This is a genomic window from Variovorax sp. P2_H12 (assembly GCF_056403395.1).
On the sequence record NZ_JBFUFO010000004.1, the window covers coordinates 122,402 to 136,404 of the forward strand.

12 protein-coding genes are annotated in these 14,003 nt (G+C 65.5%); all 12 read right to left on the reverse strand.

All coding sequences use genetic code 11. The features are described 5' to 3' along the window. The 12 genes from AC1DYK_RS04165 to sucC all read right to left on the reverse strand — a co-directional run bounded on the left by AC1DYK_RS04165 (position 1) and on the right by sucC (position 13,867). Positions 1-1,923 carry a polysaccharide biosynthesis protein gene (locus AC1DYK_RS04165; RefSeq protein WP_478165103.1) on the reverse strand — a complete coding sequence of 641 codons (1,923 nt, stop codon included), beginning with the start codon at positions 1,921-1,923 and terminating at the stop codon, positions 1-3. 48 nt (positions 1,924-1,971) lie between these two features. Next, entirely contained in the window at positions 1,972-3,711 is a 1,740-nt protein-coding gene (locus tag AC1DYK_RS04170; RefSeq protein ID WP_478165104.1) for a PglL family O-oligosaccharyltransferase, read from the reverse strand. 99 nt (positions 3,712-3,810) lie between these two features. Continuing rightward, positions 3,811-4,323, reverse strand: a complete 513-nt coding sequence (locus tag AC1DYK_RS04175) for a pilin (protein ID WP_478165105.1) — start codon at positions 4,321-4,323, stop codon at positions 3,811-3,813. 202 nt (positions 4,324-4,525) lie between these two features. Then, positions 4,526-5,800 carry a type II toxin-antitoxin system HipA family toxin gene (locus tag AC1DYK_RS04180; RefSeq protein WP_478165106.1) on the reverse strand — a complete coding sequence of 425 codons (1,275 nt, stop codon included), beginning with the start codon at positions 5,798-5,800 and terminating at the stop codon, positions 4,526-4,528. Continuing rightward, positions 5,797-6,090 carry a helix-turn-helix domain-containing protein gene (locus tag AC1DYK_RS04185; RefSeq protein WP_478165107.1) on the reverse strand — a complete coding sequence of 98 codons (294 nt, stop codon included), beginning with the start codon at positions 6,088-6,090 and terminating at the stop codon, positions 5,797-5,799. The genes AC1DYK_RS04180 and AC1DYK_RS04185 overlap by 4 nt, the downstream gene beginning before the upstream one ends. Before the next feature lie 50 nt (positions 6,091-6,140). Further along, a complete protein-coding gene (locus AC1DYK_RS04190) occupies positions 6,141-6,953 on the reverse strand; it encodes a 3',5'-cyclic-nucleotide phosphodiesterase (protein ID WP_478165108.1) in 813 nt (270 codons plus the stop codon). 34 nt (positions 6,954-6,987) lie between these two features. Then, complete coding sequence (locus tag AC1DYK_RS04195; RefSeq protein WP_478165152.1) at positions 6,988-9,255, reverse strand: CHASE2 domain-containing protein; 2,268 nt, start codon at positions 9,253-9,255, stop codon at positions 6,988-6,990. A gap of 206 nt (positions 9,256-9,461) precedes the next feature. Continuing rightward, entirely contained in the window at positions 9,462-10,118 is a 657-nt protein-coding gene (locus tag AC1DYK_RS04200; protein ID WP_478165109.1) for an FHA domain-containing protein, read from the reverse strand. Positions 10,119-10,188: 70 nt separating this feature from the next. Next, entirely contained in the window at positions 10,189-10,998 is an 810-nt protein-coding gene (locus AC1DYK_RS04205; RefSeq protein WP_478165110.1) for a Stp1/IreP family PP2C-type Ser/Thr phosphatase, read from the reverse strand. A 25-nt stretch (positions 10,999-11,023) separates the two neighbouring features. Then, on the reverse strand, positions 11,024-11,704 hold the full coding sequence (locus AC1DYK_RS04210) for a TerC family protein (protein ID WP_478091096.1): 681 nt from the start codon (positions 11,702-11,704) through the stop codon (positions 11,024-11,026). Between the two features lie 95 nt (positions 11,705-11,799). Further along, positions 11,800-12,693 carry a succinate--CoA ligase subunit alpha gene (gene sucD / locus AC1DYK_RS04215; RefSeq protein WP_442284248.1) on the reverse strand — a complete coding sequence of 298 codons (894 nt, stop codon included), beginning with the start codon at positions 12,691-12,693 and terminating at the stop codon, positions 11,800-11,802. A gap of 10 nt (positions 12,694-12,703) precedes the next feature. Continuing rightward, complete coding sequence (sucC, locus tag AC1DYK_RS04220; protein ID WP_478091097.1) at positions 12,704-13,867, reverse strand: ADP-forming succinate--CoA ligase subunit beta; 1,164 nt, start codon at positions 13,865-13,867, stop codon at positions 12,704-12,706. Positions 13,868-14,003 lie beyond the last annotated feature (136 nt).

A 14,003-nucleotide genomic window follows, 5' to 3' on the forward strand; every position in this document is an offset into this window, starting at 1 on the left:
CTAGGACGCCCGCGCCGCATCGGGCGTATAGCCAGGCACCATCGTGCACAACAGCGTTGTCATCGTTTCGACATCGTCGCTGCGGGCGGCGTTCAGAAGCCGTTGAAGGTGATCCTTGAGCACAGGCCATGCCATGAAATCTTCTTTCGCGCGAATGATCCGGGAATGTTCGGTGGGCAGTGGATTCTCTCCGATGAGAAGCTCTTCGAAGAGCTTCTCGCCGGGGCGAAGACCGGTGAAGGTGATCGCGATGTCGCCGGTGGGACGCGTCGCATCGCGGATCGTGTGCCCCGAGAGCGCGATCATCCGCTTTGCCAGGTCCAGGATTCGCACCGGCATGCCCATGTCGAGCACGAAGAGGTCGCCGCCCTCGGCCATGGCCCCCGCTTGCAAGACGAGCTGCGCCGCCTCGGGAATCGTCATGAAGTAGCGCGTGACCTCAGGATGCGTGATGGTGAGCGGCCCGCCTTCAGCGATTTGAGAGCGAAACAACGGCACGACACTGCCGCTGGAGCCCAGCACGTTGCCGAAGCGCACCATCGAGAAGCAGGTCGCACGCGGCGCGCACTCTCCCTCGATTTTGTGATTAGCACCGTCGTCGTACGGATGACCATCACCGGCGGCGAGACATTGGAGCACGAGTTCAGCCACGCGCTTGCTGGCGCCCATGACATTGGTAGGTCGAACGGCCTTGTCCGTGGAGATCAGCACAAAGCGCTCGGCGGCCGCCTCCATGGCCGCGCGCGCCGTGTTCAAGGTACCGAGCACGTTGTTAACGATGCCGGCGCCGGGATTGGCCTCGACCAAGGGCACATGCTTGTAGGCCGCCGCGTGATAGACGACTTCGGGCCGGTGCTTGCGGCAGATGGCGGAGATGCGTTCGAAATTGCAGACATCGGCCAGCAGCGGCAGCAGGAGAACATCCTCCGCCTCGCGCTTGATCAGCGATGCCAGTTCCTGGTGAATGCGGTAGAGCGCGAATTCGCTGTGTTCGACCAGAATCAACTGACTCGGCCCCACGCTCGCGATCTGGCGGCAGAGCTCACTGCCGATGCTGCCGCCGGCGCCGGTCACCAAAACCACCTTTCGCGCCAGGGTCTGCGCCAGCAGCTCCGGCCGTGGCGCCACGGCTTCACGCCCGAGCAAATCTTCCACGTCGAGGTCGCGAAAGTCGTCGACCGTGACGCGACCACTCGCAAGATCCGCCAGGCCCGGGAGCGAGCGGATCCGAACCGGCAGGGACTGCAGCTGCCCGATGATCTGATTGCGTCGGTCGCGACTCGCGCTCGGCAAGGCAAGCAGAATGTCGGTGACCGCGAGCCGCCCGACGACGTCAGCTGCCTGCGACGCGGAAAAGACCGGCACGCCGTTGATGCTGCCTCCAGATTTTCCGGGGTCGTCGTCCAGGAATCCCAGCAGCGCATATTGCCGCGTGTTCGCAAGGGCTGCGGCGGTCTGGGCGCCGGCACTTCCCGCGCCGTAGATGAGCAAACGACTACCCGGGCTACCGGTTCTTGCCGCCAGCCAATGCCATGCGAGCGTCCGGCTCGAACTGACGAGCAGCAAGAAGATGAGTGGCTGAAGAACGATGAGGCTGCGCGGAACACCTCCACGGTGATACAGCCACCAAACGAAGGGGGCAAGCAACAGCCCATACACGCTGACAGCCTTGCCGGTGGTTAGGATCGCAGCAATGCCCGTGTAGCGAAAAATGGCCCGGTACAGGCCGAATTTGATGAAGACGGGAATCGCAAGCAATGGCGCGACCGCGTACATGGCCCATTCAACGCCCTCGGGCTGATGCCACGTGTCCAGGCGGATGGTAAAGGCAAGCCAGGTCGCAAGAAGCACCAGGCACAGGTCGAGGCAGACGACCACAAGGCGCTTTCTTAATCTGGACCAGCCAAGAATCGTTTCTTGCATGACGTTCAGCCGCATTCACAGCAGCGACAACTTCGCACGCGACAGTGATCAATGCGCCTCATTTGCCCCCATCGCTGGCAATTCAACGTGCCGGAATTCTGGGTGATTTCTTTCGCCTTCCGAGCGCCACTCGTCGACAGCATTGCGACACACACGAGCCGATTGAATCTTGCAGAGCTTTGCGAGCTCAATGCCCGCCGCCTTGGGCTCGCCGTTGAGAGCCAGCGCCTTCGCATATTTGAAGATCGTCCCAGCCCCGCTATAGCGTTCGGCAACATGGCGCATCGATTCCAACTGCTCTGCGGACATTCTGGGCGAAGAGGTCGTTTGCGCAAAGCGCGCGCGTGCCTCGAGTTGTGTCAACACGATCGTGTTCGGCGGTATTCGCGCTTCAACACGGCCGATGCGCAACTGCTCAAACCGGATCTGGCGCCACTCGTCTTCCAGTTGTATGTACTCAATACCGACTCTCACGAACACTGTCAGTACGACCATTCCAACCAAGCCCAGGATTGGCCGGGGCACTCTGAAACGAGCCCACTGCGCGCTTTTGCCATCGAGACCGCCGTTCAAGGTCCCCATGAAGAAACCGACAGGCAGCAAAAAGTAAGCATAGGAAAGCGGGTACTCGACCATTGCGTGGCAGAACACGACAGCTACCGCAACAAGTAAGCACCAAGACAACGGGTCACGACACGTCGCCAGCCGTTTCGCGAACCACAGGGTCAGGCCAGCGATCACGGCAATCGCGACGGGGAAGCCGCTCCACACCGCGATATCGAGGATCAGGTTGTGCGCGGAATCGAAGGACCAGCGGGTGGCGGGAAAGTCCAATGCCGTGGCCTGTTGCGCCAGCGAGACCTGATTCCAGCCGTAGCCCACCCAAGGGGAGCGTACAAGCGCCTCAATCATCGATTCCCATAGGGTCAATCGAAGGCTTTCGCCCATGCGTCCCATCAAGGATGGCGACTCTGCCAGCAGCAGGATCCTAGTCAATGCAGGCCAGGCGCTGACCGTCAGTGCGAAGGCAGCCGTGACCAACAACAGCGCAGCGGGTGTTGTTCGCAAGGCTGCGCGCTGGCGCATCAGCAAATAGGCGGGCCAGATGACGGCGAGTACCAGCAGCGGCGTACGCGACTGCGTCAGCCCCACTCCAAGAGCAAGCATGAGTACGGCAGCCATCGCGATAGCGCCACGAAGATTTTTAGATTCAAAGAGGAAGCCGGTGCCTGCGAGCCCCAGCATCAATAGGGTTGCCAACTGATTGGGTTGCGAAAGATTTGCGTAGGGTCGGCTGCCGGGTGTCAGTTCTGCGATGAAAGCAGCAAAGGTCTGCAGACCGAGAGCCTGGTGAATCGCAATCCCTACCGAAATCAGAGCTACGACGACCAAGCCTGTCCACATGGGTGCAAGGCAGGTGAGTGATTCCGAGTTGCGTGGGTGAGCGGGTGCGAATCGCGCACCGGCCAGCACAGCCAATGCGAAACCCATCAGGTAGAGCCACGCCATCCAGGCGTCCCCGGCGAAATTGATCTGTCCAGAGCCGACCTGAATCAGCGGCACGAGGGATAGCAGAACAGCGCCGAGCGTCAGTACGGGGAGCGGCCCGCGTTGCCACAGCGCCCAAAACATCAGCGGGACTAGCGCAACCGCCGCCACGAGATCGGAGTGAAATGCCACCCACGGCGGATAGTGATCGCGAAGAAGATACGCCAGTGGCAATACAAGGCATGCAAAGGCGAACACCCGTTCTCGCACGTTCGAATCCTTTTTCCAGCCGGACAGCAAAGCGCAACAGAAAAGAAAAAGCGGCGCGTTGTGCGCCGCTTTCCTCCCTCCAGCTTAGGCCAACGAAAGTACGTCAAGCTTAAAGCTGGAGGCCTGGCATCAACCGCGGCAAGAACCGGGCAGGAACTTCGACAGAACGGTGGTGCCGTCGGTAGTAGCATCACCGCAGCGCCAAGACGTGATTTGCTTGCCAACATCCGTGGTCCCAAGCACGTTGCCGTTGATCAGCGGCGTCAGCGTAATCTTATTCGTGGCGGAAGTAAGTTGCTTGATTTCGTTCTCGTCCATGGTGACGGTGATCTTGCCCGCGGCGTCCGCAGTCATTTGCTTCACGTATTTGGAGACATTTACGGCCGATGAGGCGGCGCCGCCATCACAAGGGAACAACGCAGCAGACAGACTCGAGGCAGTCGTCGCCTGGACTGCCTCGGTAACTGTGGTGCGGCAGCCGGACGCTGCCAAGATGCCTTCCGACATCTTCGCTCGGACCGTGTAGTCCTGATACGCCGGCAGCGCCACGGCAGCCAAGATACCAATGATCGCCACAACGATCATCAATTCAATCAGGGTAAAACCCTTCTGCACATTGCGTGCGATGGAACGACGGTTCATTTACTTACTCCAGGTTGGTTGAGGGCCCGAGGAAGCCCCCGGTGCGCTCATGTCACCGCAGCATCCATGCCACCCCCTTTTCACCCCTCCCAGGCCGCTTTGCCCGTGCAATTGTTCACGTTCTAGTTACAACATGTGACGAAAACTGTTGCCCGCTGCCGACGCAAGATGACATTATTGTCATTCGCGCTGCCAACCCGCGTCATGCCCGCGGCTCCCGGCCCGCCGCACTCCCCGCCCGCTCCACCCGCATCCACGCCCGCGATCCATCCCACACCTGCACCATGCGCTGCAGCAATTCCGCCGGCACCGCCGGATGCGGGGCGGCCAGGGCGGCGCTCATCGCCTCGCAGCTGTGCTCGATCACCGCGCCCGGATGGTGGACGCCGCAGACGTCGCGGCCGAAGGCCTCGAGTTCGGCCCGGTTCGGGTAGCTGCGGGCCGGGGACTTGTCGCCGCTGCGGCCGCCTCGCCGCCACTTGAGCGCCAGCGTGTGGTCGACGGTCTCGATGCCGCCCGGCCGCTCGTAGGCATAGAGCACGGTGCACACCTGGTCGTACACCGGGCTGGGCCAGACCCGGTCGTCGTCATACAGCACCGCAAAATTCTTGAGATGGGCGTCGCCGTTGCGCACCAGCACCGTGAGCACCAGCAGCTTGAAGAACTGGTGCAGGGCCGGCGCGGGTTCGCTGCACACCAGGCGCAGCGCCGCGGCCACGTCTTCATAACTGCCGATGTACTTGCGGCTGGACAGGCGCTCCCGCACGCGCAGCTGCATGACCGCCGCGATGTCCTCGAAGCCGAGGCGGCTGCCGTCGGGCAGGATGTCGAAGCGGTCGAGCACCAGCAGCTTGCCGTCGGCCGAGAGGTCGGCGCGCGGCACGGGCAGGCCGGCGTGGCGCGCGGCTTCGAGGCACAGCCACTCGTTGGCGCTCAGGCCGGGGTAGCGCGGCCCTTCGGCCTTGACGATGGCGTTGGGGCCGGGCACCACGGCCTTGTCGGCCACCGGCACCATGATCTTGGGCTGGACGCCGGCCAAGCCGGTGCCCGGGCCCATGAAGGCGTCGACCAGTTCCTCGAACAAGGCTTCGCTGCGCCCGCCGGCGAGCAGGTCGTCGCGCGAGACCAGGCCGGCGGCCCCCGCGCCCAGCGGCGCTTCGCCGGGCAGCTGGTAGGCCACGCGGCCGATGGCGCCGGCGCCCATCAGGGCCAGCAGGTGCATCTTGGTGACCTGGAACTTGCCGAATCGCGCCAGGATGCGCTCGAACAGATAGCCCTCGGGGAGGTTCATGTCGAGGGCGGCGAACAGGTCGCCGTCCTGGAACACGCGGTCGGCGATCGGCAGGCCCAAGCCGACCTGGTGGCGCGCCTCCGCCTCGTAGACCAGCGAATAGATCGACCGCTTGGCGAGCAGGGCCTGCGGCTGGCCCCGAATGGCCAGCTGCAGGTCGCGCAGTTTTTCGGGCAGCGCCGTCACGTCTCGTCGGACTCTTGCAGGTGCGCGAAGGCCTTCGCCAGGTCGGCCGCGCGCAGCGGACCCGGCTCGCGCGGGTCCAGGCTCAGCGCCAGGCCCAGCGGTGGGAGCATGGCGAGCAGCGAGGCCAGGGAGACGTCCTTTCCGGCCTCGAGCCGGTAGACCGGCATGCGCGACAGGCCGGCGTGCTCGCCCAAGGCGGCCTGGGAGAGCTTCTTGCGGCGGCGCGCGCTGCGAATGGCCGCCCCGACCTCGGACAGCGAGGAGATGGGCGCGACGGGTTTGCTATTCATATGTTGCATTATTCTTTTCGAGAGAGGAAATGCAACATATAGATAGCAGCTCAGATCTGCAGCACCTCCGCGGCCTGCAGCCACCGGATGTCCCACGCCTGCTTCGCGCCGCTGCTCGTCAGCGACCCATCGGCGATGGTGTCGATCTGGCTCATGATCTCTTCCGTCTCCGCCGGCTTCGTGTGCGTGATGTAGATCGGGTAGTTTCGTCCGGGGGCAATCTGGGCCAGCTCGTCCGCCAGGGTGGCGGGCGACAGGTGCAGGCTGCGCTGCGCCAGGGCCTGTTCGCGGTCGCTGAAGGCGGTCTCGATCACCAGCATCGCGACGTCCAGCTGGTTCACGCGCGCCCAGAAGGGCGCATTGCGCTCGGTGTCGCCACTGAAGATCCAGTGGCTCTTGCCCTGCGCGCAGCGCACGGCGTAGCCGCAGGCCGGCACCGTGTGGACCGCGGGCAGCACTTCGATCACCTTGGGCGCCCGGGTGCCGAGCTGCAATTGCTGGCCGATCACGACCTCGTGAAAGCTCACGAAGGGCGACTCCCGGCTCGGGATGCTGGCGAAATCGGGCCAGATGACGTTGTTGAAGACGTGGGTGCGCAGCGCCTCGATGGTGGCGCGCAGCGCATGCACGCGCAGCGGCCGGGTGCGGAAGCTGGCGATCGCGTCGATCATCAGCGGCAGGGCCGCGACATGGTCGAGGTGCGAGTGGGTCAGCACCACGTCGTCGATGGCGGACATTTCGTCGAGGGTGAGGTCGCCGACACCGGTGCCGGCGTCGACCAGCAGATCGCTGTCGACCAGAAAGGAGGTCGTGCGGCAGTCCTTGGCGATGGCACCTGAGCACCCCAATACACGCACCTGCATTTCGCGAGACCTTTGACTTTCAGCCCGTAGGCCACTACTTCGAATCGAACCGGGTTGCGCCGTCCCATTGCGGGTCCTTGGGCTGCAACGACATCGACGTTAATCGCTGCGCGTACAGCTGGTAAAGGACTTTTTTGGCATCTGCGGCGAGCAGGGGCGCAAGGATAGCCTGAGCTTGTAACCAATCGTGTAGGCGATACGCTGAAAGCACGTTTTTCCAGTGCTCGAGTTCCTGGCGGGCCTGCGGGCCGACGCTGCGCTGCCGGCCGAGGGGGGTGAAAACCCGGACCGTCCGGGCCTTGCCCTGCACCCGCACGCAATCCAGTTCCTGCCAGACGAATCCGGGCGCGGCGCGCTGGGTGGCCTCGCTGGCGACGATCTCGACGCCGTAGTGCACGCCCAGGCCCTCGAGCCGCGACGCCAGGTTCACGGCGTCGCCCACCACGGTATAGCTGCGGCGTACGGCCGAGCCCATGTCGCCGACGCTCATCACCCCGGTGTTGATGCCGATGCCGACGTGGATCTGCGGCAGGCCGCTCAGGCGATGGTGGCCGTTGAGCTCGTGCACCGCCGCCGCCATTTCGATGGCGGCCTGGACCGCCAGCTCGGCGTGGTCGGCGGCCTCGACCGGCGCGCCCCAGAACGCCATGACGCAGTCGCCCATGTACTTGTCGACGGTCCCGCGGTGGGCGCTGATGACCTCGCTCAGGCGGCTGAAGAAGGTGTTCAGGAAGGCCTGCAGGTCGGCCGGCGCCATCTGCTCGGCCAGCCGCGTGAAGCCGCGCATGTCGCAGAACATCACGGTGAGTTCCCTGTTCTCGGCCCGCATGCTGTAGCGCCGCGGATCGGCCCGCATCTCGTCCACCAGCTGCGGCGGCACATAGGTGCCGAACAGCGCGGCCAGGCCGCGGCTGGACCGGGCTTCGACGAAGTAGCCCCAGCTCATGTTGAGCACGAAGGACAGCCCGACCATCACCAGCGAGACGGCCAGCGGCAGCACCAGGCCGGCGCCGAGATAGAGCCAGGTGTTGACCCCGATCAGCACGGCGGAAATCAGCACCGCGGCCCCCACCGCCCGCGGCGCGGTGCTCAGCGACAGGCCGAAGGCGAGCGCGAGCCCGGCCGCGATCAGCATGACCAGTTCGTAGCCCACCGCGTAGTCGGGCACGGCGGGAATCCTCGAATCCAGGAGCCCGGAGACGATGTTGGCGTGCACTTCGACACCCGGGAAGTCGGCCCCGACCGGGGTCGAGCGCAGGTCCGTCAGGCCCGGCGCGGTGGAGCCGACGAGCACGATCTTGTCTTTCAGCTCGGCGGGCGCGAGCGCACCCCGGATGACCTCGGCAGCCGGAATGTGACGGAAGGAGCCGCCGCGCGGGCCGCCCGGGCCGCGAAAAGGCACCAGCACGCTGGCCGTGCCGTCCACCGGGACCCGCAGCTGCGCCGCGCCGGTCGTCAGCATCAGGGCTTCCAGTGGCGGCGGGCCGCCGGCCGGCCCGGTGGGCGCCAGCACGGGCACCAGGCCCGTGACCCCGGCGGCCAGGCGATGGACGACCAGCGCCAGCGATTCGTAGTAGCCAGGCTGGGCGTTGCCGCCCTCGTAGCGCGCGATCAGCGGCACCGAGCGCACCACGCCGTCCACATCCCGGTCGAGCACCACGTTCAGGAAGCCGCCGGCCGGCGCCGCCTCGGCCAGCAGCCCGATGCTGCCGACGAAGCCGTTCCAGCGCGTCGTGTGCTCGCTGCCCTCGGGGAAAGCGTCGACCGGCAGCACGGGGGCCGGCAATTGCCCCTTGGCGCGCGGCGCGGCCGTGCGGGTGAAGTAGAAGCCGAGCGCCACCCGCCGGCCGGCGAGCGTGCGCGCGAAGGCGGCGTCATGGTCGAGCCCGGGCGAGAGCCGCTCGATCTCGGCGGCCAGGCCGGCCKGGCCCTGCAGCGGCCCTTTCGCGAGCTGGCGCAGGGCTTCGAGCCCCGAGCTCGCATCGGGCTCGACGAAGAGCACGTCGAAACCCAGCGCGCGGGCCTGCTGGCGCTCCATGACTTCGGTGGTCAGCCGCGCCACCTGGTCGCGGCCCCAGGGCCATTGCCCGAGCTGCTGCAGGCTCGGGTCGTCGATGTCGACGATCACGATACGCGGGTCGAGCGTGCCCGGCATGGTGGCGCGCAGCCGCACGTCGTAGATGAAGCGGTCGAGCCGTTCGAGAAAGGGAAGCTGCCAGGCGCCCAGCACATGCGCCAGGGCGAGCATGACCGGCAGCAGCGTGATCGCGATGCGCGCGCCATGTCGGCGCAATGCGTTCAATGTGGCCCCCACGCTCGGCACTTCGTGTCCTCGCTGGACGAGTCGGTGCCAGAGGCACCGGCCCTTCGGTCCGTCCAAACTCGCGCAGGCGAGTTTGGAGCCGCGGACCTCAGCCCCGAGGGGGCGCGAGCTTGCTTGGGGCGGCCCGGCGCGGCGCTCATCCGTCCAGCCGCCGTCGAGAACTGCGCAGCGGGTTCAGCGCGCGATCAGCTGATGACGAACTGCATCCGCGTGCCGCCGAGTTCGAGCAAGTCGCCGTCCTGCAACGCCACGGCCTCGCTGCCGAGCGGCTCGCCGTTGAGGGCCGTCTCGCCGTCGATCGGCGCCACCACGTAGCCGTGCAGCCGGCGCGTGACCGCGGCGACCGCCACGCCGGGCTTGCCGATGGTGGTGACGACCTTCTGCAGCGACAGCTCGCGTCCGGCACCGCTGCCGGACAGCACCCGCATGACCGCCGCGCCGGCCGTGCCGCCGCCCAGCGGCGACTGCACCGTAGGCGCGGAAGACAGCGGAATCGGGCCCGAGGAGGCCGCGACGATGGTGCGCGCCGGCGCCAGGCTCTCGCCCGCGCCGGTATTGCCGGCCAGAAAGCGGATCTTGTACTTGCCGACCTCGATGACGTCGTTCTGCTCGAGCGCCTGCTTCTTGATGGCCCGGCCGTTGACGTAGGTCCCGTTGGTGCTGTTGAGATCTTCCAGGTAGACATCGCCGCCGATCATGTGCAGCACGGCGTGCTCGCCGCTGATCGCGAGATTGTCGACCACGATGTCGTTGTAGGGCCGCCGGCCCAGCGTGGTCCGGTCCTTCGCGAGCGTGACGTCCTTGATGACGACGCCGTCGATCGACACGATCAATTTCGGCATGACCGGCTCCTGGATCTCGTTGGCTTGCTCACGTCGGGGCCCTTGCAACAATGGATTTTCCTGACCTCTGCTATGGGGTTGCCTCAGGGGCCTTGCTACCGCCCGCCTTGGCCAGGACGACCGAAATGTTATCCCGGCCGCCATTGTCGTTCGCAGTTGCAACCAAAAGTGTTGCTTTCTCCGGCAAGCCGATATTTTGTAACAAAATCGTGAAAAGCTGGGCGTCGGGCACCATTTCGGAGAGGCCGTCGGAACACAGCAGGAACAGGTCGCCCGGCATCACGCCGTGTTCGTGCATCTCGAGGTCGACATGGCGCTCGATGCCGAGCGCCCGGGTGACCAGGTTGCGGTGCGGCGACTGCAGAGCCTGCTCCGGCGTGATGACGCCAGCGTCGAGCTGCTCCTGGAGCAGCGAATGGTCGCGCGTCAGCCGCTCCAGCGTGTCGCCGCGCAGCCGGTAGCAGCGCGAGTCCCCGATGTGGCCGATGATCGCGCGCTTCGGCCCGAAGGCGGCCAGTACCAGCGTGGTCCCCATGCCCTGGAGCTGCACGTTGGCGATGCCCGCCTCGAGGATGGCCGCGTTGGCCTCGTCGGTGCCGGCCTGCAGGGCGCGCTTGACCGCCTTCGCATGGGCGTGCGGCCCCGCGTGGGCGAGCCAGCGGCCGAAACTGGCCTGCAGCAGTGCGATCGCCATGCCGCTGGCGACCTCGCCGCCGTTGTAGCCGCCCATGCCGTCGGCCAGCAGCACCAGGCCCAGCGAGGGCTCGAAGGCGATGGTGTCCTCGTTGTTGGCGCGCACCCGGCCCGGGTCGGTGAGCGCGGCGAAATCCCATGCCAGCACGCCGGGATCTTTGGAAACTTCAGTGCCGGGATTCGCCATGGATCAAGAGGTTGGTTGGCTGGGCTCAGCCGGGGGCGCGGGATCGCTTTTGCAGCCATCTTCCCACGGCCACCACGAACGCCGCGCCGGCCGCTGCCGCCGCGTAGTGCAGCCACGGATTGGCCGCGAGCATATCGTGCAGGATGGTATCGCTCACGATCGTTTCCCCGGCCACCCAGCCGATCAGGGCGGCGCCGAGCATGACGATGATCGGGAAACGCTCCATCAGCTTGATCATGAGCGTGCTGCCGAAGATCACCAGCGGGATGCTGATCGCCAGGCCGAGGATCAGCAGCACCATGCTGCCCTGCGCCGCCGCGGCGACCGCGATCACGTTGTCCAGGCTCATGACCAGGTCGGCCAGCAGGATGGTGCGGATCGCGGCCATCATGCTGCCGTACTCCTTGTCCTCGCCATCGCCCTCCTCCTCGCCGCTGAGCAGCTGGGTGCCGATCCACAGCAGCAGCAGGCCGCCGATGATCTGCAGGTAAGGCAGCGCCAGCAGCTTGGCCGCGACCACCGTGAGGATGATCCGCAGCACCACCGCGGCGCCGGAGCCGAACAGCACGGCGGTGCGCTGCTGATGCGGCGGCAGCGAGCGGGCGGCCATGGCGATCACGACCGCGTTGTCGCCCGAAAGGATGATGTTGATCCAGACGATCTTGAGCAGACCGATCCAGAAGTCGGTGGTTTGAAGGAATTCCATGTCTCTTTATTCCACTGTTATTGATTGAAAAAGCGCCCGCAAACTGGTTGCGGGCGCTTTTTCTCTTGTGTGGTTCAGCGAGAAGACGAGACTTCTTAGAGCAGTGCCTTGAGCCGCTTGGCCAGTTCCGAGAAGTTGCGCGTCACCGTGAAGCCGCTCTCTTCCATGATGGCGAGCTTGGCATCGGCCGTGTCGGCACCGCCCGAGATCAGCGCACCGGCATGGCCCATGCGCTTGCCGGGGGGCGCCGTGACGCCGGCGATGAAGCCGACGATCGGCTTCTTCATGTTGTCCTTGCACCAGCGGGCGGCGTCTGCCTCGTCGGGTCCGCCGATCTCGCCGATCATGATGACCGCGTCGGTGTCGGGATCGTCGTTGAAGGCCTTCATCACGTCGATGTGCTTCAGGCCGTTGATCGGGTCGCCGCCGATGCCGACCGCGCTCGACTGGCCGAGGCCGATCTCGGTGAGCTGCGCCACGGCTTCATAGGTCAGCGTGCCGGAGCGGCTGACCACGCCGATGCGGCCCTTGCGGTGGATGTGGCCGGGCATGATGCCGATCTTGATCTCGTCGGGCGTGATCAGGCCGGGGCAGTTGGGGCCCAGCAGCAGCGTCTTCTTGCCGCCCGCGGCTTCCTTGGCGCGCATCTTGTTGCGCACTTCGAGCATGTCGCGCACCGGGATGCCCTCGGTGATGCAGATCGCCATGTCGAGGTCGGCCTCGACGGCTTCCCAGATCGCGGCGGCGGCGCCGGCCGGCGGCACGTAGATCACCGACACGGTCGCGCCGGTCTGCGTGGCGGCTTCCTTGACGGAGCCGAAGATCGGGATGTTGAAGATCGACTCGCCGGCCTTCTTCGGGTTCACGCCGGCCACGAAGCAGTTCTTGCCGTTCGCGTATTCCTGGCACTTTTCCGTGTGGAACTGGCCGGTCTTGCCGGTGATGCCTTGCGTGATGACTTTGGTGTCTTTGTTGATGTAGATCGACATGACTGGTTCCTTACTTGGCGACGGCCGCAACGACCTTCTGGGCGGCTTCCGCCATCGTGTCGGCGCTGATGATCGGCAGGCCCGAATCGGCCAGCAGCTTCTTGCCTTCGACCTCGTTGGTGCCCTTCATGCGCACGACCAGCGGCACTTGCAGGTTCACGGCCTTGCAGGCGGCGATCACGCCGGTGGCGATGGTGTCGCACTTCATGATGCCGCCGAAGATGTTGACGAGGATGGCCTCGACGTTCTTGTTCTTCAGCATGATCTTGAAGGCCTCGGTCACCTTCTCGGGGGTGGCGCCGCCGCCCACGTCGAGGAAGTTGGCCGGCTCGCCGCCGAACAGCTTGATGGTGTCCATGGTGGCCATCGCGAGGCCGGCGCCGTTCACCAGGCAGCCGATGTTGCCGTCGAGGCTGATGTAGGCGAGGTCGAACTTGCTGGCCTCGACTTCGGCCGCGTCTTCCTCGTCGAGGTCGCGCAGGGCGACGATGTCGGGGTGGCGGTACAGCGCATTGCTGTCGAAGTTGAACTTGGCGTCGAGCGCCATGATGCCGCCCTTGCTGTCACGGTTGAGCGGATTGATCTCGACCAGCGAGGCATCCGTTTCCATGTAGCAGGTGTAGAGCTTCTTGAAGACGTCCACCGCCTGGGCGGTCGAGTCGGCCGGGATGCCGATCGCGTCGGCGATCTTCTTGGCCTGGGCGTCGCCGAGGCCGGTCAGCGGGTCGATGAACTCGGTGACGATCTTCTCGGGCGTGGAGTGGGCCACTTCCTCGATGTCCATGCCGCCTTCGCTCGACGCGATGAAGGCCACCTTCTGGGTGGCGCGGTCGGTCACGGCCGAGACGTAGTATTCCTTCTGGATGTCGGCGCCGTCCTCGATGTAGAGGCGACGGACCTTCTGGCCTTCGGGGCCGGTCTGGTGCGTCTTGAGCTGCATGCCGAGGATCTCGCCGGCGAGCTTCTTGACGTCTTCGATCGACTTGGCGACCTTGACGCCACCGCCCTTGCCGCGGCCGCCCGCGTGGATCTGGGCCTTGACCACCCAGACCGGGCCGCCAAGCTTCTGGGCGGCCTCGACCGCCTCCTGAACTGTGTACGCCGGGATGCCGCGGGGTACGGGCACGCCGAACTTGGCAAGAATTTCCTTGCCTTGGTACTCGTGAATCTTCATGAGGGTGTCTCTCGGAACGGGGTTGGGAGAACGGGAGAATATGGCTGTTGCCCACGGGCCACGGCGCCTGGGGGGCGGGGGCGGCGGACAGCAGGGGACTGTATCATGGTGCGCCGCACCAACAATTGACCCGTGT